This window comes from Spirillospora sp. NPDC052242, assembly GCF_040679555.1.
Lineage (GTDB): Bacteria > Actinomycetota > Actinomycetes > Streptosporangiales > Streptosporangiaceae > Spirillospora.
On sequence record NZ_JBFAUZ010000037.1, the window covers coordinates 51,547 to 74,554 of the forward strand.

Annotated in this window: 21 protein-coding genes; 9 read left to right on the plus strand and 12 right to left on the minus strand. The window is 74.2% G+C overall.

Annotated features, from left to right (window positions below):
* Positions 1–2: 2 nt before the first annotated feature.
* Both AB0L25_RS27710 and AB0L25_RS27715 read right to left on the minus strand, forming a co-directional pair.
* The gene (locus tag AB0L25_RS27710; RefSeq protein WP_500175632.1) at positions 3–722 is read right to left on the minus strand and encodes an ABC transporter ATP-binding protein; all 720 of its coding nucleotides are present in this window, start codon (positions 720–722) and stop codon (positions 3–5) included.
* Positions 719–1,477, minus strand: coding sequence for an ABC transporter ATP-binding protein (locus AB0L25_RS27715; protein WP_500175633.1), 759 nt, complete (start codon positions 1,475–1,477; stop codon positions 719–721). Before AB0L25_RS27715 ends, AB0L25_RS27710 begins: the two co-directional genes overlap by 4 nt.
* A 445-nt stretch (positions 1,478–1,922) precedes the next feature.
* Between AB0L25_RS27715 and AB0L25_RS27720 the strand changes: the two genes are divergently transcribed.
* From AB0L25_RS27720 to AB0L25_RS27730, 3 genes are all read left to right on the plus strand, one after another.
* A complete protein-coding gene (locus AB0L25_RS27720) occupies positions 1,923–3,407 on the plus strand; it encodes a hypothetical protein (protein WP_500175634.1) in 1,485 nt (494 codons plus the stop codon).
* A gap of 135 nt (positions 3,408–3,542) precedes the next feature.
* Complete coding sequence (locus AB0L25_RS27725; RefSeq protein WP_500175635.1) at positions 3,543–4,901, plus strand: PucR family transcriptional regulator; 1,359 nt, start codon at positions 3,543–3,545, stop codon at positions 4,899–4,901.
* Positions 4,888–6,372 carry a long-chain-fatty-acid--CoA ligase gene (locus AB0L25_RS27730; RefSeq protein WP_500175636.1) on the plus strand — a complete coding sequence of 495 codons (1,485 nt, stop codon included), beginning with the start codon at positions 4,888–4,890 and terminating at the stop codon, positions 6,370–6,372. Before AB0L25_RS27725 ends, AB0L25_RS27730 begins: the two co-directional genes overlap by 14 nt.
* On the opposite strand, the gene AB0L25_RS27735 is transcribed toward AB0L25_RS27730, so the two are convergent.
* On the minus strand, positions 6,341–7,417 hold the full coding sequence (locus AB0L25_RS27735) for an AI-2E family transporter (RefSeq protein ID WP_500175637.1): 1,077 nt from the start codon (positions 7,415–7,417) through the stop codon (positions 6,341–6,343). The two genes, AB0L25_RS27730 and AB0L25_RS27735, sit on opposite strands and share 32 nt — an antisense overlap.
* Positions 7,418–7,504: 87 nt before the next feature.
* Here AB0L25_RS27735 and AB0L25_RS27740 point away from each other — a divergent pair, with 87 nt between their 5' ends.
* Both AB0L25_RS27740 and AB0L25_RS27745 read left to right on the plus strand, forming a co-directional pair.
* Positions 7,505–8,617, plus strand: coding sequence for an McrB family protein (locus AB0L25_RS27740; protein ID WP_500175638.1), 1,113 nt, complete (start codon positions 7,505–7,507; stop codon positions 8,615–8,617).
* A 96-nt stretch (positions 8,618–8,713) separates the two neighbouring features.
* The gene (locus AB0L25_RS27745) at positions 8,714–9,151 is read left to right on the plus strand and encodes a 5-methylcytosine restriction system specificity protein McrC (protein ID WP_500175639.1); all 438 of its coding nucleotides are present in this window, start codon (positions 8,714–8,716) and stop codon (positions 9,149–9,151) included.
* 12 nt (positions 9,152–9,163) lie between these two features.
* Here AB0L25_RS27745 and AB0L25_RS27750 read toward each other — a convergent pair whose 3' ends face one another.
* From AB0L25_RS27750 to AB0L25_RS27760, 3 genes are all read right to left on the minus strand, one after another.
* Positions 9,164–9,934, minus strand: a complete 771-nt coding sequence (locus AB0L25_RS27750; RefSeq protein WP_500175640.1) for an SDR family NAD(P)-dependent oxidoreductase — start codon at positions 9,932–9,934, stop codon at positions 9,164–9,166.
* Positions 9,935–9,976: 42 nt separating this feature from the next.
* A complete protein-coding gene (locus AB0L25_RS27755) occupies positions 9,977–11,401 on the minus strand; it encodes an FAD-binding oxidoreductase (RefSeq protein WP_500175641.1) in 1,425 nt (474 codons plus the stop codon).
* Positions 11,402–11,468: 67 nt separating this feature from the next.
* Positions 11,469–13,220, minus strand: coding sequence for a helix-turn-helix domain-containing protein (locus AB0L25_RS27760; protein ID WP_500175642.1), 1,752 nt, complete (start codon positions 13,218–13,220; stop codon positions 11,469–11,471).
* 2 nt (positions 13,221–13,222) lie between these two features.
* On the opposite strand from AB0L25_RS27760, the gene AB0L25_RS27765 reads away from it, so the two are divergent.
* Entirely contained in the window at positions 13,223–13,705 is a 483-nt protein-coding gene (locus AB0L25_RS27765; RefSeq protein WP_500175643.1) for a mannosyltransferase YkcB-related protein, read from the plus strand.
* 234 nt (positions 13,706–13,939) lie between these two features.
* On the opposite strand, the gene AB0L25_RS27770 is transcribed toward AB0L25_RS27765, so the two are convergent.
* From AB0L25_RS27770 to AB0L25_RS27790, 5 genes are all read right to left on the minus strand, one after another.
* Entirely contained in the window at positions 13,940–14,086 is a 147-nt protein-coding gene (locus AB0L25_RS27770) for an alpha/beta fold hydrolase (RefSeq protein WP_500175644.1), read from the minus strand.
* Positions 14,083–14,742: an alpha/beta fold hydrolase gene (locus AB0L25_RS27775; protein WP_500175645.1), complete on the minus strand. Its 660-nt coding sequence runs from the start codon at positions 14,740–14,742 to the stop codon at positions 14,083–14,085. The genes AB0L25_RS27770 and AB0L25_RS27775 overlap by 4 nt, the downstream gene beginning before the upstream one ends.
* Positions 14,743–14,821: 79 nt before the next feature.
* A complete protein-coding gene (locus AB0L25_RS27780) occupies positions 14,822–16,021 on the minus strand; it encodes an ABC transporter permease (RefSeq protein WP_500175646.1) in 1,200 nt (399 codons plus the stop codon).
* Complete coding sequence (locus tag AB0L25_RS27785; RefSeq protein WP_500175647.1) at positions 16,018–16,782, minus strand: ABC transporter ATP-binding protein; 765 nt, start codon at positions 16,780–16,782, stop codon at positions 16,018–16,020. The genes AB0L25_RS27780 and AB0L25_RS27785 overlap by 4 nt, the downstream gene beginning before the upstream one ends.
* Complete coding sequence (locus AB0L25_RS27790; RefSeq protein ID WP_500175648.1) at positions 16,779–17,915, minus strand: peptidoglycan-binding protein; 1,137 nt, start codon at positions 17,913–17,915, stop codon at positions 16,779–16,781. The genes AB0L25_RS27785 and AB0L25_RS27790 overlap by 4 nt, the downstream gene beginning before the upstream one ends.
* A gap of 431 nt (positions 17,916–18,346) precedes the next feature.
* Here AB0L25_RS27790 and AB0L25_RS27795 point away from each other — a divergent pair, with 431 nt between their 5' ends.
* The gene (locus tag AB0L25_RS27795; protein ID WP_026405150.1) at positions 18,347–19,000 is read left to right on the plus strand and encodes a response regulator transcription factor; all 654 of its coding nucleotides are present in this window, start codon (positions 18,347–18,349) and stop codon (positions 18,998–19,000) included.
* 9 nt (positions 19,001–19,009) lie between these two features.
* Complete coding sequence (locus AB0L25_RS27800; protein ID WP_500175649.1) at positions 19,010–20,302, plus strand: sensor histidine kinase; 1,293 nt, start codon at positions 19,010–19,012, stop codon at positions 20,300–20,302.
* Positions 20,303–20,349: 47 nt separating this feature from the next.
* Here AB0L25_RS27800 and AB0L25_RS27805 read toward each other — a convergent pair whose 3' ends face one another.
* On the minus strand, positions 20,350–20,949 hold the full coding sequence (locus tag AB0L25_RS27805) for a hypothetical protein (RefSeq protein WP_500175650.1): 600 nt from the start codon (positions 20,947–20,949) through the stop codon (positions 20,350–20,352).
* A 369-nt stretch (positions 20,950–21,318) separates the two neighbouring features.
* On the opposite strand from AB0L25_RS27805, the gene AB0L25_RS27810 reads away from it, so the two are divergent.
* Positions 21,319–22,950 (plus strand): hypothetical protein, encoded by a 1,632-nt coding sequence (locus AB0L25_RS27810; RefSeq protein WP_500175651.1) that lies wholly within the window; start codon positions 21,319–21,321, stop codon positions 22,948–22,950.
* The last annotated feature ends 58 nt before the right edge of the window (positions 22,951–23,008 follow it).

The window sequence follows — 23,008 nt, forward strand, 5'->3', positions numbered from 1 at the left end:
GGCTAGATCCGGTAACCGAGGTAGGACTGCGCGACCTGCTCGTCGGCCCTGATGTCCGCCGCCGACCCCGACAGCGCGATGCGCCCGCTCTCCAGCACGTGCGCCTGATCGGCGATGCCCAGCGCGAGATGCGCGTTCTGCTCCACGACGACCACGGTGGTCCGTTCCTCCTCGTTGATCGATCGCACGATGCCGAACAGCTCCCGGGTGACCAGCGGCGCGAGGCCGAGCGACGGCTCGTCCAGCAGCAGCAGGCGCGGCCGGGACATGAGCGCGCGGCCGATCGCGAGCATCTGCTGCTCGCCGCCGCTGAGGCTCCCGGCGGCCTGCCGGGTCCGCTCCCGCAGCACCGGGAAGTGGCCGTACACCCGGTCCAGGTCGGCCTGGACGGCGGCGCGGTCGCGGCGCGCGAACGCCCCGAGCCGCAGGTTCTCTTCGACCGTCAGCGGGACGAACGTGCCGCGCCCCTCGGGCACGTGCGCGACGCCGCGCCGCGCGACGGCGTCCGGCGAGCGCCCGGTCAGCGGCGTCCCGTCCAGGCGCACGTCGCCACGGCCCTTGACCATCCCGCAGAGCGCGCGCAGCAGCGTCGTCTTGCCGGCGCCGTTCGGCCCGAGGATCGCGCAGATCTCGCCCTCGCCCACGCGCAGGCTCACGCCGTGCAGCACCCGCACATCGCCGTAGCCCGCATGGAGGTCGTCCACGGTGAGGAAGTCGCTCATGCCGCGGCTCCCAGGTACGCCTCGATGACCGCGGGATCCCGCTGGACGTCCTCGGGCGGGCCCTCGGCGATCTTCTTGCCGAAGTCGAGGCACACCACCCGGTCGCAGGTGCCCATGACGAAGCCCATGTGGTGCTCGACGACGATGACCGTCACGTCGAAGTCGTCCCGGATCGTCTGGAGCAGGCCCGCGAAGTCGCCGACCTCGCCGTGGCTGAGGCCGTTGACGGGCTCGTCCAGCAGGAGCAGCCGCGGCCGGGCGGCCAGCGCCCGAGCCAGCTCGACCCGCTTGAGCGTGCCGAACGGCAGCCCCGCCGCCGGGTGCTCGGCGACGCCCGTCAGGTCGAGACGGTCAAGCAGCTCGGCCGTCTCCCCTCGCAGCCGCGCCTCCTCCCGCCGGACGGACGGCAGCCGCAGGCTCGCCCCGACGAACCCGGCCCGTCCGTGGTGGTGCGCGCCGACGAGGACGTTGTCCCGGACGGACATGCGCGGGAACAGGCCGAGGTTCTGGAACGTGCGGGCGATCCCGAGACCGACGATCGCGTGCGGGGCGACGGCGAGCAGGTCGCGCCCCTCGTAGGAGATCGCCCCCTCGTCGGCGTCGTACCGCCTGGTCAGGCAGTTGAACAGGGTGGTCTTGCCGGCGCCGTTCGGCCCGATCAGCCCGACCATCTCACCGCGGTCGACGGCGAACCCGACACCTCCCAGCGCGGTGATGCCGCCGAAGCGGACGGTGAGCTCGCGAACCTCCAGCATCCGGCCTCCAGAACCGCGTTCCGTACAGGGGCCGTCAGCGTAAAATCCGCGCTCACCTCGCACATTGGGCGCGGGAACCCAACCTCGGTCCGGGGAGTTGTCCGCAGAGAACAGCGCTCTACCGGGAAGCCCCCGCGCGCGCTCTGGCCGTCGGCACGCTCCCTCCCGCTCCGGCCGGGCGGCACTGGCACCACGGAACTCCGGACGGCCCGACGCTGCAAGGCGGGCCGGTGGCGCTCGGTGCGGGAGACTTATGTGGTCACTCGTCGCGACGGCGGTCAGGACTCGCCGGAGTGGAACCGGACATACCTCAACACGGAACCCAACCGGTTCGAGGGCGGCTCCGTTTCGGACGAGTCGTTCGCGGCAAGCGCGTACTTGCGCCGATTGACATGACCTCACGGTTGCCCTTTGCTCACGGCAGGTGATCGAACGGAGGCTCGCGATGCGCAGCAGGTACGCCCCCAGGACCAGCTCCCCCGACCTGTCGATCGAGCTGCCGGGCAGGCTCGGAACCGACTACCCGAAAACCGCCGTCGCGATGGCCCTCGCACAGTTCGGCGCGGAGGGACTGCTGGGGCGCTACCAGGCGAGAGCGGCCGAGAACAGCGCGGCGCACGGATGCGCCAACTGCATGGGCATCGAGGCGTTCAAAAGCTGCATGGAGGCCGCGTCGTCGCTCAACGTCCAGGGCGGCGCCGCGGGGAACCTGGACGCGCTGTCGAACCGTTACCGCGCCGCGGTGGCGGGCACGGCATTCGGTGGATGCGCCCCGGACCTGTACCGGGACGGCCTGCGCGGCGACGCCGGGGAGCCCGTCAACCCGTTCAGGCAGGCGTGGTACGGGGCGCTGCGCACCCGCCGGGCCGAACTCGGGGGCGGTGCCCGGTTCTGGGCGGTGACGAAGTCCTCGGCCAACGCGCACGCGGTGCTCGCCCGCAAGACGCTGGAGACGGCGTTCCGCTACGCGCTGTGCGAGTATCTCGCGGCGCCCTCCGGCAAGGGGCACCGCGAGGCGGCGAGGGTGGCCGGGCAGAGCATGTTCCTGGCCGGCGGGGTCCTGCCGTCGGCGGAGGACGGCGAGGCGCTCGCGGCGCAGTGGGACGCGCTGATGTCCCGGCACGGCAACGTCTACGCCGGCGGCCCGCTGAAGGGCGGCGAGCAGGTGCTCGTGGTCCGCGCGCTGATGGACGGCCTGATCGACGCCGCCGCGGCCGCCGTCCGGGACCGCAAGGACGGCTGGCCCGTGCGCCGCGCGCGGATCGCCGCCCTCTGCACGCTGCACCGGATGCTCATCCTCTGGATCTCCCGGAACCAGCGCCTCTACGCGCCGGACCTGACCGCGCCGATGGCGGGCGTCCTGCGCACGATCTCCTGCGACGACGCCGAGCCCAACATCAACGTGGCCTCCTACGACCTCGAGAACATCCACAGCGCGCTCGACAACGTTCCGGTCGTGGGGAGCCCGTCCATCGCGGGCGGCCAGATCAGGGAGATCGCCCTCCAGTGGCAGAACGAGGGCAGGGTCGAGTTCGGTCACGGCTGCGGCATGTGCGAGAACGCGCAGGGCGACGGCGACCTCGTGCGGCGTGCCCTCGACTTCGCCGCCGCCCGGCCTCTCGCGCCGACGCCGATCGTGGGCGTGACCTTCGCCGACCTCGGTTTCGACCCGGACGCGGACACGGTCTGGGATCTGTCCAATGCCGTGGCGTGCGAGGCGTTCGCCGTCTTCTACGGCACCCTGTGCGGCTCCCGTGCGCGCTCGCAGCCGGGACCCCCCGCCGACTTCCGGGAGGCGGTCGCCTACCACCTCGGCCAGACGGCGCCGCTGTTCACCGGTTACCTGCAAACCCTCTTCCTGGAGCTGTCGGTCGCCACGCTCCAGCCCTCCCCGCGCCGCGCCGTCAAGGTCCTGCGCGCCGACGGCTGACCCGGCGTCGGCGCCCGGGTGTCTTGGGCGCGGGGACCCAACCTCGGTCCGGAGAGTTGTCCGCTGAGAACAGCCTGCGTCTCGGAGTTGTCACGGGCCGTTGACGCTGCCCGATGTGACGGGAATCATCCGGGCATGTCCGGTGGCCTCAGCACGGGAACGCTCACCGGTGCGGACACGGTCCGCACCGAACGCTCACGGATCCTCGCCGAACTCCTCACCATCGTCGACGAACTGGCGGACCGGGCCGTCGCCGCCATGCGGGCGGAGATCCCCGCGTACGCGGACCGCTCGGACGGCTTCCTCGCGGACGTCCGCGAGCAAGTCGGCCGCCACTACCGCACCAAGCTCGCCGTGCTGCTGGAGGAGCGCACGGTCACGTTCGAGGACATCGCGTTCAGCCGCCGCGCGTCGATGCGGCGGGCGCAGGCCGGGTTCACGCTGGCCGACTACATCAACGCGTTCCGGGTGGGCCAGCAGGTCTTCTGGGAGGCGGTCGTGGCGCACGCGGGCCGCTCGTTCGCCGGCCAGGAGGCGGCGCTGACGCTGGCGTCGCCGCTGATGCGGTACTGCGACTTCGCCAGCACGCACGCCGCGAACGCGTACATGGAGTACCAGCGGTACGCCGCGGCGGAGAGCGTCCAGGCGAGCCGCGACCTGGTCGAGCTGCTGCTGGCCGGGGAGGCGCCGACGCGCGGGCCGCAGCTGGCGACCGCGCACGCGCACGGGCTGAGCCCCGAGTCGCGGGCGCCGCTGGTCGTGGTCGCGGCCGTCCTGGTCGGCGGCGAGACGAAGGCGGACGCCCGGCACGCGGCGTGCGCGGCGATCGCCCGGACCGGGGTCGGCCGGCACCGGACGCTGGCGGTCGTGCGGCAGTCGGAGATCGTGGCGGTGCCCGCGCTCGGCCCCGGCGGCGACCCCGGCGAGCTGTGCGACCGGCTCCAGGCCGTCCGGCGCGACCTGCTGGACGAGGACATCGCGCTCGCGATGGGCATCAGCACGGTCGTCGAGGGCACGGCCGAGATCCCCCGCGCCTACCAGGAGGCACGCGCGGTGCTGGAGTTCCTCCCGGAGGACGGCGGCGTGGCGGCGCTGCCGCGCATCTCCCCGTTCGAGTACATGGCACTGCGGGCGGACGACACCGCGCGGAACCTGGTGGACCCGCGCGTCCTGGACCTGCTCGAAGAGGACCGGATGCGCGGCGGGGTGCTGACCGCGACGATCCGGGCCTTCGCCGCCGCCGACCTCAACCTGCGCGCCGCGGCGGAACGCCTCCAGATCCACCACAACACCGCGCAGTACCGCCTTCGCCGCATCCAGGAACGGACCGGGCGCAACCTCCGGCACATCACCGATCTCGTCGACCTGCTCGTCGCGATCGCCCTCCAGGACGTGTTGCCCCCGGCCACCAATCCCGGGCGGGAAAGACTGGTCTCCGCGACCAATGAGGAGGATGGGACCGGCGACGTACCGTCGGCCCATGAATCTCGCTGAGCGGCTCCGGGCCGCCGCCGAACGGCTCGGCGGGCGCACGGCCCTCACGCTCGACCGGGAGGGGCTCGGCTACCGCGAGCTGGAGCTGCGGAGCGCGCGGACGGGCGCGCTGCTGCGGCGGCGCGGGATCAGGCCGGGCGACCGGGTCGCGGTGATGCTCCCCAACGTGCCCGAGTTCGCCGTCGTCTACTACGGCATCCTGCGGATCGGGGCGGTCGTCGTCCCGCTCGATCCGCTGCTGAAGCGGCGGGAGGTCGCCGCGTACCTGGGCGACTGCGCGGCCCGCCTCGTGATCGCCTGGCACGCGTACGCGGAGACCGTGGAGGCGGGCACGGCCGGCACCCGCACCGACTACATGTTCGTGGTGCCGGGCGAGTGGGGCCGGCTGCTGCGCGGCGTGCCGCCCGCGCCGGACGTCGCCGCCACCGCCGACGGCGACACCGCGGTGCTCCTCTACAGCGCGGGGACGACCGGCCCGACGAAGGGCATCGAGCTGACGCACGCCAACCTCGGCGGCAACGCCGCGACGGTCGCGCGGATGCACGGGCTCGGCGTCGACGACGTCGTCCTCGGCGCGCTCCCGCTGTACCACGCGTTCGGGCAGACGTGCGCGCTGAACGCGACGGTCCACGCGGGCGGCCGGCTCACGCTCCTCGAACGGTTCGACGCGGCCCGCGCCCTGGAGATGATCCGGCGGGACGGCGTGACGGTGTTCCACGGGGTCCCGGCGATGTTCATCGCGCTCCTCGAACATCCGGCCGTGTCCGACATGTCGCTCCTGCGGAGCTGCGTGTCCGGGGGCGCCGCGCTCCCCCTGGACGTCCTGCGCGCGTTCGACGCGCTGGGCTGCCGGATCATCGAGGGGTACGGGATGAGCGAGACGTCGCCGCTGGCGGCGTCCAACCGGAGCGGCGCGGGCCGCCGCCCCGGCTCGATCGGCCGGCCGATCCACGGGGTGCGGATGCGGGTCGTCGGCGACGACGGCCGCGAGCTCCCCCCTGGCGAGATCGGCGAGATCGTCGTGCGCGGCCCGAACGTGATGAAGGGCTACTGGAACGACCCCGCGGCCACCGCGGCCGCGATCCGCGACGGCTGGTTCCGCACCGGCGACCTGGGCCGCGTCGACGGCGACGGCGTCTTCTACCTCGTCGACCGCCGCCGCGACGTGATCATCCGCGCCGGGTACACGGTCTACCCCCGCGAGGTGGAGGAGGTCCTGTACGAGCACCCGGCCGTGCGGCAGGCCGCGGTCGTCGGCGTCCCGCACCCGGAGGTCGGCGAGGAGATCACCGCGGTCGTGGCGCTGCGCGCCCCGGCGAGCGCCGACGAGCTGCGCGCCTGGGTGCGCGAACGCGTCGCCGCCTACAAGTACCCGCGGATGATCAAGTTCCTGGACGAACTGCCGACCGGCCCCACCGGCAAGATCCTCAAGCGCGCGCTCACGCCTCCCGCGGCGACGCCGGCCCGGTAGGCCCGTCACGGCCCGCCAGCACGGACGACACCCGGTACACCACCGCGACCGTCGGGACGGCGATCACCGCGCCCGCGATGCCGGCCAGCAGCGTCCCGGCCGTCACCGCGACGATGATCACGACCGGATGCAGGTGCAGCGTCCGTCCCATGATCAGGGGCTGCAGCAGGTGGCTCTCGGCCTGCTGCACCACGAGCACCGCCGCGAGCACGAGCAGCGCGTCGGTGACCCCGCCGCCGACGAACGCGATGAGCACCGCCGCCGCGCCCGCGATGATCGCACCCGCGATCGGGACGAACGCCGCGACGAACGTCAGCAGCGTCAGCGGCAGCGCGAACGGCACCCCGATCAGCACCAGCGCGAGCCCGATGCCGACCGCGTCCACGAGGGCGATCACGACGATGCCGTGCACGTACGACACGAGCGCCCGCCACCCGGCGCGTCCCGCCGCGTCGATCCGCTCCCGCCGCCGCTCGGGCGCGAGCCCCACGATCCAGCCCCACATCTTCTTGCCGTCCTTCAACATGAAGAACAGCAGGAACAGGGCGATCAGCGCGGCGGCCAGCACCTCGGCCGCCATGCTCGCGCCCGCGACCGGGTCGGGGGACGACCGCTGCGCTGCCCGCGTGATCGCGTCGACGACGCTGTTCAGCTGCCGCTCGCTGATCGGCAGCGGCCCGTTGACGAGCTGGTCGCGGGCCCGGTCGAGCCCCTCGGTGAGCCCCCGCCGCATCTGCTCCCACTGGTCGGCGGCCTGCCCGGTGACCAGCGCGACCGGCCCCGCGATCGCGAGGACGAGGGCGAGCAGCCCGGCGAGCGCCCCCGCCCACGCGGGCGCCCGCAGCCGCCGCGTCCACCGCGCGACCGGCGACATCAGCGCGGTCAGCAGCAGCGCGGCGATGACCGCCATGGTCAGCGGCGCCAGCATGACCAGGAAGTAGACGAGCAGCCCGATCGCCGCGGCGATCACCAGGAAGCACGCCGCGACCGCCGCCGCCTTCCGCAACGCGTCCGGAACGGCGCCGAATCCCTTGCCGTTGGTCACCTCGCCGCTACTACCCCGGCCCCCGCCCCGAAACCCCCGCCCCGGGCGTCAGTCGGCATGGTCGGCAAAACGAGCGCGAGGCACACCGTGGCCGTCGACTGGGACACCAGTTACGCGCAGACGCTGGCCGAACCACACAACGCGTGGGGCACCGTAACCGTCGCCAAGGTGAGCACGGGCCTCTGGAAGACGATCGTGGCGGGCAAGGCCGGGCCGACGCCACCGACTCCGCCCGTCCCGTCCGAACCTCTGTTCGCGAAGATCGCCGCCCTTCTCGACAAGAAGGGCCAAGCCGTTCTGTACGGGCCCCCGGGGACGGGCAAGACCTACACCAGCCTGCGGTTCGCCCTGTGGCGGCTGGCCACGCGGATGCCGGAGCTCGAGCTGGACCCGGTCGCCGACTACGGGACGGCGGAGTTCCGGCGGTCCCTCGACGCACTCTCGGAAAGCGGGCACCTCACCCAGGTCACGTTCCATCCCGCCTACGGGTACGAGGATTTCATCGAGGGATACCGGCCGGACGGGACGGCGGGCGACGGTCTCCGGCTGGCGCTGCGCGACGGCGTCTTCATGCGGGTGTGCGAGGCCGCCGCCGCCCATCCCGAGCGCCCCTATCTGGTTCTGATCGACGAGATCAACCGGGGCGACATCCCCAAGATCCTCGGCGAGCTGATCACGTTGCTCGAACCGGACAAGCGAGGCCTGCACATCACGCTGCCGACAGGTCGGCGGTTCGCCGTGCCGCCCAACGTCCGGATCGTCGGCACGATGAACACCGCCGACCGCAGCATCCGGCTCCTGGATTCGGCGCTGCGCCGCAGGTTCGCCTTCTACGAGCTGCTGCCCGACGCCGACGACGTCCTGTACGGACGGAAGGTGGGCGAACTCGACCTCGGGCTGCTGCTCCGGGAGCTCAACCGGCGGGTCGTCGCCGAGCTCGGACGGGAACGCCAGATCGGGCACTCGTTCTTCCTGTCCGGCGGGCGGGCGGTGGACGAGCCGGGCGAGCTGGCGGCCGTGATCCGCACCGAGGTGATGCCGCTCCTACAGGAGTACGCCTACGACGACTATTCGCTGCTCGCCCGTTTCCTCGGCGAGCGGATCGTGGACGTCCGGGGGCACACCGTCGTCGATCTGGAGGACGACGCGCTCGTGGACGCCCTGACGGCGGAGTTCGGTGCGGCCGTGGGCGACCGGTGACGCTCGTCTCGGTCCAGGAGTACGGCACCGTCCGTCAGGGTGGGCTGACGCCGAGCGCAGCCGACCTGGCGGCCGCCGACTCCGAACCTGGACACGGTGCGGCGGCTCGGGGAAGGTCTCGACCTACGCGACCTGGTCTGCCTGCTACTGACCTTGGAGGCTGACCGGCTGCTACGGCACGGGCTGCGCCGCGACTACCTGCGCCGGGAGGAGGACCTCCCGGCCGTCCGCGGGCGGCTGCTGGCGGACCGGCAAGTGATGCGGCGCTTCGGACGGCTCGACCGGCTGGAGTGCCGCTACGACGAGCGCAGCGGGGACATTCTCGACAACCTGGGTCCGCCCACGGCCTACATCCTGTATGCGAGCGACCGTGACGTGCGGCCCAGGACCGTCCGGCTGCACCGGTATGACGCCACCGCCGCCGCCCAGGTGACGTGCGTGGCCGTCAACGTGCCGGAGACCCTCGGCCGCCTCGCGGCCGGGACGACGCCGCCGGTCATCGGCGAGTTGCGGCGCACCCTGCTGCAGGCCTGACCGGGGCGGGGGTCAGCGGGGGACGAGGCCGCCGTCGGCGAGGAGGACCTGGCCGGTGACGAAGCTCGCGGCGTCGGAAGCGAGGAAGAGCGCGGGGCCGACCATCTCGTCGGGGTCGGCCATGCGGTTCTGCAGGGCGGCGGTGGCCATCGCCTCCTGCACCTCGGGCGGGTTGTTGCGGACCATGAGGGTGTCGACGGTGCCGGGGGCGAGGGCGTTGACGCGGATGCCGCGGGGGGCGAACTCGGCGGCCATCGAGCGGGTGTAGGAGGCCATCGCGGCCTTCGCGGCGGCGTACATCGACACGCCGGGCGACCACATGAACGCCCCGGCGGAGATCACGTTGAGGACGGCCGCGCAGGGGCTCTCGGTGAGGTGGTCGAGGGCGCGCTGGACGAGGAAGACGGGGCCGCGGACGTTGACGTCCTGCGACTTCGCGAACGCCTCGGGGGTGAGGCCGCCGATGGGCTGGGCGAGCGGGTTCGCGGCGTTGTTGACGACGATGTCGAGGCGGCCGAACGTGTCGACGGTGCGGGCGACGAGGGCGTCCAGGGCGGCGAGGTCGCCGAGGTGGGTCGGGACGCCGAGGGCGGCGCCGCCCATCGCCTTCAGGTGCGCCTCGGTCTCCGCGCAGGGCTCGGGCTTGCGGCTCGCGACGACGACGCTCGCGCCGGCGGCGACGAAGCCCTCGGCGATGGCGCGGCCGATGCCGCGGGTGCCGCCGGTGACGATCGCGACGCGTCCGGTCAGGTCGAACAGGGTCCGCAGCTTCTCGGCGTCCACGATGGCCTCCCGGGCACTCTGCGACGATTTGCGACCTTTGTATCAGAGGTCGGGATCGTCGCCGATGACCTTCCCCGGGTTGAAGAGGTTCAGCGGGTCGAGGGCCTGCTTGACCGCGTGCTGCATCGCGCGGACGCCTAGGGGCAGCTCGCGCTGCATGCCGCCGCGCTTGAGGAGGCCGACGCCGTGCTCGCCGGTGACGGTGCCGCGCAGGTCGATCGCCGCCTGCAGGAGCTCCTCGAACGCGGCCTGCGCGGCGGCGCGGGCGGCGTCGTCGCCGGGCGGGGTGATCAGCAGCGGGTGCAGGTTGCCGTCGCCGGCGTGCGCGATCGTGGCGATGCGGACGCCGTGCCGGCGGCCGATCTCCCCGGTGCGGGCCAGCATCGCCGGGACGGACGAACGGGGCACGCAGACGTCCTCGGTCAGGACGGGCCCGAGCCGTTCGAGCGCGGGGTAGGCGAGCCGGCGGGCCTCGAACAGGGCGTCGGCCTCGACGGGGTCGGTGGACTGCTCGGCCCACGCGGCGCCCGCGTCCCGGAAGATCGACGCGATCGCGGCGGCCTCGTCGTCGCCGGACGGGCCGGGCGTGTCGACGCTCGCGAGCAGGAGGGCCTCGGCGCCCGGGCCGATGCCGAGGTGCTTCCACTCCTCGACGGCCTCCAGGCAGGCGCGGTCGAGGAGTTCGAGGGCGGCGGGGACGAGCCCGCGGGAGGTGACGGCGGCGACGGCGCGGCCCGCGGCGACGAGGTCGTCGAAGGCGCCGACGACGGTGCGGGGCGCGTCGCGGCGGGCGGGCCGGAGCCGGAGGGTGACCTCGGTGACGACGCCGAGGGTGCCCTCGGAGCCGACGAACAGGCCGGTGAGGTCGTACCCGGCGACGCCCTTGGTGGTGCGGCGGCCGAGGTCGACGCGGGTGCCGTAGGCGCCGGCGGGGCCGCCGACGACGGCCTGGAGGCCGAGGACGTAGTCGCGGGTCACGCCGTACTTGAGGCAGCACAGGCCGCCCGCGTTGGTGGCGACGTTGCCGCCGATGGTGGACCAGGGCGCGCTGGCGGGGTCCGGCGGGTACCAGAGGCCGTGCTCGGCGACGGCCTTCTTCAGGTCGTCGTTGACGACGCCGGGCTGGACGACCGCGACCATGTTCTCGGCGTCGATCTCGACGACGGCGTTCATCGCCGACAGGTCGAGGACGAGGCAGCCGTCGACGGCGTTGGCGCCGCCGGACAGCCCGGTCCCGGCGCCGCGCGGCACGACGGGGATCCGCAGCCCGGCGCAGGCGGCGACGGCGCGGGCGACCTCGTCGGACGAGCGCGCCCGCAGCGCCGCGACCGGCGCGCCGACCGGCGCCCACTCGGCGTCGTCGTGGGCGAGGCTCGCGAGGACGTCGGGGTCGGTGATGAGGCGGGCGCCGGGCAGGGCGTCCGCGAGCGCCTTGACCTGAACGTCGGTGGAGGGAATGGGGCACACCTCGCTTTCCGCCAACCGATGGTATGCGGTGGCGCCCCTTTCGACCATGGAGGTTCTCCCAGGCCGATCAAGGGTTGGGTGGAGGTTCTTTACACAGATCGGCGGCGAGGCGGTGCAGCCGGAGCGCGAGCTGGACGTCCAGGGCGCGGTCGCCCTGCCGCCACCCGTCCCCGAGCAGCGCGGTGATCCGGTCGAGCCGCTGGTACAGGGTGTTGGCGTGGATGTGCAGGGCGGCGGCCGTGCCGGTGTGGTGGCGGCCGCCGGACAGGAACGCGTCGGCCGTGCGGGCCAGGTCGCCGCCGCGCCGCTCGTCGTGGTCGAGCAGCGGCCCGACGGTCGCGCGGACAAACCGGTCGGCGTCCGCGCGGCCCGAGGCGCTCAGCAGGTACCGGTAGGGGCCGAGATCGGACGGGGCGGCGCAGGCCCCCTCGCGGGCGAGGCTCTTCAGCACGGTCACGCACGCGGACGCGTCGGCGTGCGCGGCGGCGAGGTCGGCGGCCCCCGCGGCGGGGCCGCCGAGCCCGCACGTCCCGTCGATCGTCGCGGCGAACGCCCGCAGGACTCCGTCGCCCGCGTCGCCCGCCCCCTCCGCGTCGTCCGCGTCGTCCGTGCCGTCCGCGCGGACGAACGCGACGAGGCGTCCGCGCAGCCGGGCCGCGATCCCGCCGTGCTCCCGCACCAGCTCGCCGAGCCGCGCGAGCACGCGGGCGTCGTCGGCGGTCTCGACGGCCAGCACCCGGTGCGCGGCGCGCAGGTCGAGCCCCAGCGGCCGGGCCCGCCGGGCGAACGCGGCCTCGTCCCCGATGCGGCCCGCGACGAGCCGCTCCACGAGGTCGGCGGCGGTGCGGCGCTCCGCCTCGCCGACGGCCTGCTCGGCGACCAGGACGAGCGCGAGCGTCATCGCGGCCCGCTCCAGCACCCGGACGTCCTGGTCGTGCAGGGGCACGTCGGGCGTGACCTGCAGGGCCCCGAAGTAGGAGTGCGCGGACGCGACGGGGACGGTGACGGTGCGGCCGGCGCGGCGGGTGCGGCGCTCGGCGGCGAACGCGGCGGCGGGGCTCTCCCCCGCCGGCGGCGCGGCGGGCCGGACGGCGCCGCCGGACGCGGCGACGCGCGGCCGGTCCCGGTCGTCGACGAGCAGCACGGTCCCGGGGAACTCGGCGGACACCGCGAGCACGACCTCCTCGGCGCCGCCGCCGCGCAGCGCGATGCCGAGCATCCGGCCGTGCATCCGGGCGGCCCGCTCGGCGCCGTCCACGTGCCGCCGCAGCTCGTCGTTCGCGGCGGTCAGCTCGGCGGCCGCCCGCCGGTGCTCGGTGATCAGCCGGGCGTTGTCGATCGCGACGGCCGCGAACGAGGCGAGCGACGTCAGGAACGTCATCTCCCGCCCGGCGAACTCCCGGACGCTGCGCTGCGCGATCATCAGCACGCCGATGACGCGCCCGCGCAGCCGCAGCGGGACGCCGACGATCGTCCGCAGCCCCTCCTCGCGGGCGACCCGGTCGACGGCGTCGCTGTGCAGCAGGTCGCGGTCGGCGAGGTAGTCGGCGCTGCGGACCGGCTCGCCCCGCTCGACGACGCGCCCCGCGACGCCCACCCGGGGCGCGAGCCGGACGCCGCGCAGCCGCGGCCCGAGCGACCCGTCGGTCACCTCGATGGTGAGGGCGCCGTCGTCGCCGAGCAGCGCGAGGTAGGCGATGTCGACGTCCAGCAGCCGCCGCGCCTGCGCGACGACGTCCTGCAGCAGCGCGTCCAGATCGTGGACGCCCGACAGCCGCAGCGCCAGGTCGTACAGCGCCTGGAGCTCACGGGTGTTCACCGGTGAAGGCTATCGCCGGGGCGGCCGGGACCACCGGTGAGAGATCGTTGATGACCGTCGAGAAGCTCCGGCGGCTCGTCGAGGACGGCGAGCTGCGGTACATCGTCGTCGGCGGCGGCATGGGCGGTCCCGGCGGACGCGGCAACGCGGACGTCACCGCCTGGGTGCAGGAGCACGGGACGCTCGTCCGGCCGAGCGAGTACGGCGGCACCGCGTTGTCCGCCGGGTGGTGCGCGGCCCGTCCGCCGATCCGGCCTGGGCGCGGCCCGCGCTGCTGGTGCTGCTGGCGGCCACGGCCGTCCTGTACCTGTGGGGCCTGGGCGCATCCGGTGGGCGAACGCGTTCTACTCGGCCGCCGTGCAGGCGGGCGCGACGAGCTGGGCGGCGTTCTTCTTCGGCGCGTCGGACGCGGCGGGCGACGCGCACCGACCCGGCGCGGGCGTCGCTGGCGCTGTGGGGCGGCTGGCTGCTGCTCACCGCCGTGATCTTCAGCCACATGCGGGGCATCTTCCACGAGTACTACACGGTCGCGCTGGCCCCGGCGGGACGCGCGGGGCCGCGAGCGGCAGCGACGCCGCGCGGCGGATCACCGCGTGGGTCGAGTCCGCCTTCCCGGCGACGCGGGTCGGCGGCACCACGCTGTACGACCTGTCGAAAGGCTGACTGGCCGGGGAGCAGGTGCGCGCGTCCCGTGCGGGGCGCGCGCACCGGCTCGCCGGTCAGCCGGACCCGAAGAACTCGACGATCGCCGCGTTAACCGCGACGGGGTCCTCCAGGTGGCCGTGATGCCCGCAGCCGGGGATCTCCCGGTAGGTGCCGCGCGGGATCCGGTCGGCGACCTCGCGGCCCAGGTGCGGGGGCGTCACCAGGTCGTCGGCGAACCCGAGGACGAGGCACTCGGCGTCGATGCGGCGGTACGCGTCCAGCCGGTCCGGCAGCCGGTCGACCGCGAGCTGCGACCGGCTGAGGGACGCGCTGAGCGGGGACAGTTCGAACAGGTCGAGCCAGTCGCGGACGGCGTGCTCGTCGCGCAGGGTGCGGCGGGAGAAGCCGCGCAGCACCTGGACACCGCCTCGTAGCGGGGCGGCAGCTTGATCCCGGAGTCGAACAGTTCGAGCTCGGCGGTGGCGACCGCCGCGCCGAGCGCGTCGGTGCGCCCCCGGGTGGCCATCAGCACCGCCTGCGCGACGAGGTCGGGACGGGCGAGGGCGAGCTCCTGCGCGATGATCGCCCCCATCGAGGCCCCGACGACGCGGCACGGCGCGGCGCCGAGGTGCTCGACGAGCCCGGCGACGTCCGCGACCATGTCGGCCAGGGTGAAGCCCTCCGGGCAGACGTCCGACGGCGGCACGCCCCGGTTGTCGAGCGTGATCGCGCGGAACCCGGCCCGGTTGAGGGCGGGCACCTGGTGGGCGCGCCAGACCCGGCCGAGGGCGCCGGTGCCGGCGATGAGCACGACGGGGTCGCCCGTCCCGTGTTCCTCGTAACTGAGGTGGACGCCGTTCACGACGCTGATGGGCATTGGCCGTCCCTTCGCCTCGCGCGGGGTGCGCGGCGGATCTGACTGGGTCGCGCGGCCCCCGCCGGCGGCGGGGGCCGGGTCATGAGGTGCGCAGGGCCTCGGTGGGCTGCATGCGGGCGGCGCGGATCGCGGGGAGCAGCCCGGCGATCGCGCCGATCGCGACCGCGGCGCCGACACCGCCCGCCCACGCCTCGGGCGGCAGCACCACCGCCCACCCCTTGATGGACGCGTACACGACGGTGGCCATGACGCCGCAGAACACGCCCACGGCCCCGCCGAGCCCGGCGAGCAGCACCGCCTCCGAGAAGAACTGGACGCGGATGTGGCCGCGGGTCGCGCCGAGGGCGCGGCGCAGCCCGATCTCGGATCTCCGCTCCAGCACCGAAATGATCATGGTGTTGGCGACGCCGACGCCGCCGACCAGCAGCGCGACCGCGCCGAGGCCGAGGAACAGGCCGTTCAGCGCCGACTCGGCGGCGGCGCGGGCGACGAGCGCGTCCGACGGGTTGCTGACCGTGACGTCCCCGGGGTTCATCGGGTTGACGGTCCTGGCCAGCACCGAGTGGACGGCGTTCACCTGCTCGGTGTCGGACCGGACGTAGATGGTCGTGGGGTGCCCGTCGTGGCGCAGGAACTTCTGGGCGGCCGGGTACCCGATCAGGACCGAGGCGTCGATCTCCGGGGCGAGGTCGGCCTTCGCGAGGATCCCGGCGACGTAGAACCACTGCTCGTCGAGCCAGATCCGCTGCCCGGGGCGGATGCGGTCGAAGCCGAGCCGCCGGGCCGCGTCGTAGCCGAGGACCGCGGTCGGCTGCGTCGCGGTGGCCTCGTTGAGGAACACGCCCTCGGCGACCCGGGTGCGGACGGTCTCGGGCAGGTCCAGGCTGGCCGCCTGGACGGTGAGGCCGTTGGAGTTGATCGCCGGGACGAGCGGGCTGCGGTACACCTTCGCGTCGGTCTTGCCGGTCGTCTGGACCCGCTCGACGGGCCCGATCCGGCCGACCATCGCGGGCGCGGACTTCGGCAGTTTCACCTCGTTGCCCTCGATGTCGACGCCGGGACTGACCGTCAGCATGTTGGTGCCGAGCCGGTCGATCTCGGCGAGCAGCCCGGCCTGCGACGACGCCGACAGGCCGAGGACGGCGACGATCGACGCGACGCCGATCGCGATGCCGAGGGCGGACAGCGCGGCGCGCAGCCGCCGGGTGCGGAGCCCGACGCTGGCGGTGCGCGCCAGATCGGCGGGCGCCAGCCGCCCGGGCGTGGTGGTCGTGGTCATCGCCGCCGCGCCTCCCCCGGTGCGCCGGTGTCCGCGACGAGCCTGCCGTCCAGCACCTCGATCCGGCGGGGCAGCCGCGCGGCCATCTCCCGGTCGTGGGTGATCACCACGATGGTGGCGCCCTGCTGGTGCAGCTCGGTGAGCAGCGACAGGATCGCGGCGCCGTTGACGCTGTCGAGGTTGCCGGTGGGCTCGTCGGCGAGCACGATCGCGGGGCCGCCGATGAGCGCGCGGGCGATCGCGACGCGCTGCCGCTCGCCGCCCGACATCTTGGACGGCAGGAACCCGGCGCGGTGCGCGAGCCCGACCCGGTCGAGGGCCTCCGCCGCGGCCTTGCGGCGCGCCGCGCGGCCGACGCCCGCGTACAGCAGCCCGTCGGCGACGTTCTCCAGCGCGGTGGTGTGGTCGGCGAGGAAGAACTGCTGGAACACGAACCCGATCTGGGTGGCGCGCAGCGCCGCGAGGTCGCGGTCGCTCATCCGCGCGACGTCCGTGCCGGTGATGCGCATGACGCCGGACGTGGGGCGGTCGAGCGTCCCCATCACGTTCAGCAGCGTGGACTTGCCGGACCCGGACGGCCCGACGATCGCGACGAGTTCGCCGCGGTTCACGGTGAAGCTGACCCCGGCCAGCGCCGCGACGGGCGACGCGCCCGGGTACAGCCGGGTGACGCCGTCGAGTTCGAGGACGGGCGTCTCGCCGCCGGAGCGGGGCCCGGTCAGCAGCGCGGTGTCGCCCGCGCCGGCGTGCGGCCCGCTCATGACGCCGGCACCACGACGCGCTGGCCGGCCTGGAGGCCCTGGCCGGTGACCTCGACCGTCCCGCTGTTCTGGTCGAACATGCCGAGCTCCACCTGGACGAGCCGGCGAGCGCCGTCGGGCGCGACGACCTCGACGCCGTAGCCGCCGTCCAGCAGCGCCAGCAGGGCCGTCACGGGGACGAACAGCACGCCGTCGGCGCTGTCGGTCACGATCGACACCTGCACCGGCGCCCGGTCCAGACTGCCGGTGGCCTTGGGGTCGTCCGGCCGGATCCCCACCTTGATCTTGGCGCCGCCCTCCTCGTCGTCGTCGGAGGTGGCGACCTTGCCGACGGAGACGACCTCGCCGCCGGTCGTCTTCAGGTTCGGCAGCGTGATGGTGACCTTGTCGCCCTCCTTGACCTGCGACTGGTAGGCGGCGTCGAGTTCCACCGAGACGTGCCGGCGCAGCGAGCTGGCCTCCAGCACGGCGGTGCCGCCGCCGGCCCGGTCGCCGACACCGACGTTCAGCTTGGTGACGCGGATCTGGTCGGCGGGCAGGTAGACGATCTCTCCCTTGGACAGCTTCCCGTCCTCCTTCAGGCCGCGGGCGTCCTCCAGGCGCAGGAGGGCGAGGTAGGTGGCGTAGCCGAAGTACTTGGAGTCGGCGTCGAGGCCGCTGCCGTGGCCGAGGGAGACGAGCGCGGCGTTGAGCTGCCGGACGTCCCGGCCCTGGTCGCCCCACTCCAGGTCGCGGTAGACGGGGATGGACCCCTTGAGGAACACGACCGGCGCGGTGTTCACCCGGTACAGGGTGTGGCCCGCCTTGTAGACCTTGCCGGTGCTCGGCAGGTCGGTGAAGACGCCGCTCGCCTGGTTCACGGCCTCGTAGCCGCCGTCGTAGGTGAGGGTGCCGCTGACCGAGATGCGGGCGGACACCTGGCCCTGGCGGACGGCCGCGGTGCCGGTCGGCGCCGCGTTGCGGGTGGTGGCGGGGGCCTCGTCGCCGAACGGGTCGACCAGCACGACGCCGACGACCGCGCCGGCGGCGCCGAGCACCAGGACCGACAGCAGCGTGCGGCGCCGGCGGCGGCGCTTCGGCGGGGCGCCCCGGCCGCCCGCGGCGTCCTCGCTGGGCACGGTTTCGGAGGTCACGCTCATGCCTCCTCCCCGTCCCGGGCCGGGCCGCTGCGGACGGCGGCGCGGCCGGACCCGTCCGGCCGCGTTCGATATTCGGTGCCGCGCATTGCTTCTCCTTCGGCGGATGCCTTTTCCGATGTCAATGTGGTTCTACTCGGGCGACGGTTTCGGGACGGTATCGGCGGCGGCGCATTTCCTCGGGCGGCGGACCGGCGGGCGGGTGCCCCCGCCCCTTCCGGCGAGCCGACAAAATCGCACCTTTCGGTCGGCGGGCGGTGCCGTGAGCCGCCGGGAAGCGGCGTCCGCCTTCGGGATTTCGGCGCTGAAACCCTGCCGAAACCGGGCCTCGGTTAGCATGGCGATTCGCGCGGCGTGCGGACGCCGCGCGCCCGGCCCGAATGGACCGGGCGGTCGGAGCTCAATGATCTTTCCGGGGGTGCGGGGCGGTGCGGATACTGGTCATCGAGGACGACGAGGAAATGGCGGAGACGGTCGCGGTGGGGCTGCGCCGGGCGTGGATGGCCGTCGACGTCGCGCTCGACGGATCGTCCGGGCTGGAACGCGCGATGGTCAACGACTACGACGTCATCGTCCTCGACCGCGACCTGCCCGGCCTGCACGGCGACGAGGTCTGCGCGCAACTCGTGTCGGCGGGGCGCGGCAGCCGGGTGCTGATGCTCACCGCGGCCGCGACCAGCGACGACCTGGTCGACGGGCTCAACCTGGGCGCGGACGACTACCTACCGAAACCGTTCGACTTCCCCGTCCTCATGGCGCGGATCGGCGCGCTGGCGCGGCGGGCGCATCCGGCGGTGCCGCCGGTGCTGCGGCACGGCGACATCGAGCTGGACGTGGCGCAGCGGCGGGCGCGGCGGGCCGGGCGGACCCTCGACCTCGCCCCGAAGGAGTTCGGCGTCCTGGAACTGCTGCTCGCCGCGAACGGGCGGGCGGTGTCCGCGGAGGAACTCCTGGAACGGGTCTGGGACGAGTCCGCCGACCCGTTCACCAAGACCGTCAAGGTGACGATCAGCAGGCTGCGCGCCAAACTCGGCGACCCGCCGGTCATCGAAACCGTGGCCAAATCCGGCTACCGAATCTGAAGGACGCCCATGCGGTTCCGACTGCCCCGCAACACCGTCCGGCTCCGGCTCACGCTGCTCTACGGCGCGCTTTTCCTGTTGTCGGGCGCGGTCACGCTCGGCATCACCTTCTTTCTGGTGGACCGCGCCACCCAGGGCGTGTACTTCTACCAGGGCGAGGACGGCATCACGACGTCGATCAAGGAAATGCGGGACCCGCCGCGCAAGCGGGGCCCGGCGCAGCGGGACGACAGCGACACCGGCAACCGCGGGCTGACCCCGCCGGGCGACATCGACGACCGGCAGATCGCCGCGCTGGCCCGGCACCAGAAGGAGCGGCAGCGGCGGACGCAGCTCGTCCAGTCCGGCATCGCGCTGGGGATCATGTCGCTGGCGTCGGTCGGGCTGGGCTGGGTCGTCGCCGGCCGCATCCTGCGGCGGCTGCGCGTCATCACGGCCGCGACCCGCGAGATCTCGGCCACCAACCTGCACGAGCGGCTGGCGCTGCCCGGCCCCACCGACGAGCTGAAGGACCTGGGCGACACCATCGACGGGCTGCTCGCCCGGCTGGAGGCCGCGTTCGAGGCCCAGCGCCGGTTCGTCGCCAACGCGTCGCACGAGCTGCGCACCCCGATGGCGCGGCAGCGGACGCTGTCGCAGGTCGCGCTCGCCGACCCCGACGCGACCGTGGAGTCGCTGCGGGACGCGCACCTGCGGGTCATCGCCGCGGGCCGGCATCAGGAGCGGCTGGTCGCCGCGCTGCTCACGCTGGCGCGCGGGCAGGCGGGCATCGAGCGCCGGGTGTCGGTCGCGCTCGACCGGCTGACCGGGCAGGTCGTGGCGGCCCGCCGCGCGGAGGCCGAGCGGCGCGGCGTCACCCTGGACGCCGCCCTCGGCGAGGCGGTCGCGGCGGGCGACCCGGGCCTCGCGGAACGCCTGGTGATCAACCTGGTCGACAACGCGCTGCGGCACAACGTCCCGGACGGCCGGGTGACGGTCGCCACCGGCATGGACGGGGACCGGCCCGTCCTGACGGTGGAGAACACCGGCCCGGTCGTACCGACGGACGCGCTGGAGCGGCTGTTCATGCCGTTCCAGCGGCTCGGGACCGAACGCACCGGACGCAGCGAGGGGCTCGGCCTCGGCCTGTCCATCGTGCAGGCCATCGCCACCGCCCACGACGCGGATCTGCGCGCGGAGCCGCGCCCCGGCGGCGGGCTGACGGTCACGCTCCGCTTCCTGCCCGCGCCGGCCGCGGCCGGCGCGGCGGCCGGCGGCGCGCACACTCCCGAGGACGCGTCCGCCCCGGCGGCCGCCGGCTGACCCCGGCGCGCCGTCGCGCGCGCCGGGGTTCCGCACGGTGCGGGTGGTCACCCACCGCCTCCGACCTTCTTGCCGCCGTGCACCAGGACCTTCTTGCACGCCTCGTCGGCCTTCTTGTAGGCCGCGCCGTCGAGGTCGATGCCGGTGCTCGCGTCGATGTCGGTCTTGCCCTGGGCGTCCGGGTCCGGGAAATTGGGGATGCCGTTCTCGCGCATGCACTTGGCGTATTCGAGCGCCGCCTTGCGGTCCGCCGCGGGCTCCGGCGGGGGCGGCGGGTCGAACTCCTTGCACTTCTCCTGGGCCGCCTTGAACGCCGGCGAGTCCATGTCGACCTTGCTGCCGTCGATGGCCAGCCGGCCGTCCGAGTCGGGGTCGGGGAAGTCCGCGACGCCGTTGTCGCGCATGCACTTGGCGTAGGCGAGCGGGTCGCCCCCGCCGCCGCCGGCGCCGCCGGTCTTCGGCTGGCCCGCGGCCCCGGGGGTGGCGGCGGCGACACCGGTGCCGCCGCCCTCGCCGCCGTCGTCGCCGCAGGCGCCCGCCAGCAGCCCGACGGCCGCGACCGCCGCCGCCATCGTCACGAGCGGCCGGAGGCGGCGCGGCCGCCGCGCGGCGGCGCGCCCCTCGCCGCGGTCGGTATCCGTCTGCATGTCGTCGCACCTCTCGTCGAGATCGCTGAATCGGTTCTGACTTTCGTTCTACCGAGCGGGCGGTTGCGGGAAGGTATCAGCAAGAAAAGCTCGCATTCTCCCGAGTTCCGACACCCGCCCCGCACTTTCGATTGCCTTGATAGCCGCCTGCCGAGAACGGCATGGCGTAGCGCTGAGGGAGAAGGCCGACGGGTAGCTATTGCGCCCCCGCCACTTTCTGGACGTGAATCGGGGCAAGGCCGCTTACTCGATGCGGGAGAGCGGAGGCACCGCACTCGATGCCCCATCCCCGTCCCGTCCCGGACGGCCGCGAACGCGGCGGGCGGTGTCGGGCAACAGTCGGCGGAACACTCTCCCAAGGAGGCATTCTTGCCGACGAAGCAGATCGCGACGGGCCTCGTGGCGGCCGCACTGGCCGTGACCGGGGCGGCCGTCCCGGCACAGGCGGCACCCGCCGGACCCGCCGCACCGGCCCCCGCCCCGGCCGCCGCCGCGCCTACCGCGCGGGAGGACGGCTATCGCGCGCCGAAGGTCACGGGAACGCCGCACCGTTCGGAGGTGCGCCCGCTCGCGTCCGTCCGGGCGGCGTCCGGGCTGCCGGTGAGCATCCGGATCTTCGACCGCGACGGACGCGCGCCCGAGCCCACCCACGTGTCGCTCGTCCCCCTGGACGGCGGCCCCGGGTTCGAGGCCGAAGTGACGGACGGGTACCTGGAGGGCCTGATCCCGGACGGGCGCTACGCGGTGACCGCGCAGGTGGCGACGGGCGAGTCGACGACGGTCGTGCACCTTCCGGACGTCCGCCCCGGCGACCTCGTGCTCGACGCCCGCGAAGGGGTGCGCGTTCTCCCGCGCGTGGACCGGGCGGGGGCGGCCCCGCTGACCGCGTCGGTCGAGGTGGCGCAGCGGATCGGCGACGAGGTGCTGCCGCTCGCGGTCACGTGGGGCGGCGCGGAGCTGTACGTCGTGCCGACCGGCCCGGCGGACGGCCTGACCCTGCGCACTCAGGCGATCATGACCGAGGGCGGCGCCGAGGAGGGCAGCCCGTACGTCTACGGGCTCGCGAACGTGGTCGAGGGCCGCGTCGCGGACCCGTTCCCCGCGACCGTCCGGACGGAGACGCTCGCAGCGTACCGCACCCGGTACGGGACGCGGGGCGGGGCGGCCTGCGGCGGGAGCCACTTCGGCGTCGACTGGGGAACGGGCTTCCGCCTCGGCTTCTACGTGGGCGTGGGAGCGCTGCCGACCGTCCGCACCGAGTACCTCTCCCCCGGCTTCCGGTGGGCGCTCGACTCCGCGATCACCACGCCCGACTGCGCGTTCGCGGAGCTCGTCGAGCGGTCCCGCGAGGTGGCGCCGCCGCGTCCCGGTAGGTACCGGCGGGACTGGCACATCGGCCCGTTCGCGCCTGGCCGGAGCACGGCGATCTGGAGCACCGCGGGCGGTGAGCCGAGCATCGCCGTCCGGCTGCTGTCCACGTGGGACAGCGGCAGCGGCCTCTCCCCGTACGCGGGGACGACCGGGACGTCGCGGCTGCTGGACGCCGAGGGCCGCGAGGTCTACCGCAGCGACGAGCCGGGCCGCGCGCACGACTGGGCGGCGCCGCCGCCCGGCGAGTACACCCTCGTCGTGGACGCCGCCGGGAGGGCGCCGTGGGCCGAGTCCGGGTCGGCGTTCCGCGGCGAGACGCGGTTCACGGTCCGCGACGGCGAACCGATGGAACTGCCGTACGTCCGGGTCCGGACGCCGCTCGACATCCGCAACCGCGCCCGCGCGGGCGCCGCGCAGCCGATCACGCTGGACGTCGAGGGCGGCGACGCGGCCCCGGCGCTGCGGGTGTCCCACGACGACGGGCGCACCTGGCGCGAGGTCCGCGTGGACGAGGCGGGAGGCGTCTGGAAGGCGACGGTGCGGAATCCGGCCGGCGGCGCGGTGTCGCTCCGGACGACGGTCCCGGGCGTGCTCGACCAGACGCTGATCGGCGCGTACACCGTGCGCTGAGGCCCCGAGCGCGCGGGGCACGTGGGGCACGTGGGCAGCCGCATCCGGCGCGCGCGCC

What these genes read in the sequence shown, in the direction of transcription:
- AB0L25_RS27710 (WP_500175632.1), bottom strand. Translation starts at nt 722, where the DNA reads ATGAGCGACTTCCTCACCGTGGACGACCTCCATGCGGGCTACGGCGAT.
- AB0L25_RS27715 (WP_500175633.1), bottom strand. Translation starts at nt 1,477, where the DNA reads ATGCTGGAGGTTCGCGAGCTCACCGTCCGCTTCGGCGGCATCACCGCG.
- AB0L25_RS27720 (WP_500175634.1), top strand. Translation starts at nt 1,923, where the DNA reads ATGCGCAGCAGGTACGCCCCCAGGACCAGCTCCCCCGACCTGTCGATC.
- AB0L25_RS27725 (WP_500175635.1), top strand. Translation starts at nt 3,543, where the DNA reads ATGTCCGGTGGCCTCAGCACGGGAACGCTCACCGGTGCGGACACGGTC.
- AB0L25_RS27730 (WP_500175636.1), top strand. Translation starts at nt 4,888, where the DNA reads ATGAATCTCGCTGAGCGGCTCCGGGCCGCCGCCGAACGGCTCGGCGGG.
- AB0L25_RS27775 (WP_500175645.1), bottom strand. Translation starts at nt 14,742, where the DNA reads ATGCCCATCAGCGTCGTGAACGGCGTCCACCTCAGTTACGAGGAACAC.
- AB0L25_RS27780 (WP_500175646.1), bottom strand. Translation starts at nt 16,021, where the DNA reads ATGACCACGACCACCACGCCCGGGCGGCTGGCGCCCGCCGATCTGGCG.
- AB0L25_RS27785 (WP_500175647.1), bottom strand. Translation starts at nt 16,782, where the DNA reads ATGAGCGGGCCGCACGCCGGCGCGGGCGACACCGCGCTGCTGACCGGG.
- AB0L25_RS27800 (WP_500175649.1), top strand. Translation starts at nt 19,010, where the DNA reads ATGCGGTTCCGACTGCCCCGCAACACCGTCCGGCTCCGGCTCACGCTG.
- AB0L25_RS27805 (WP_500175650.1), bottom strand. Translation starts at nt 20,949, where the DNA reads ATGCAGACGGATACCGACCGCGGCGAGGGGCGCGCCGCCGCGCGGCGG.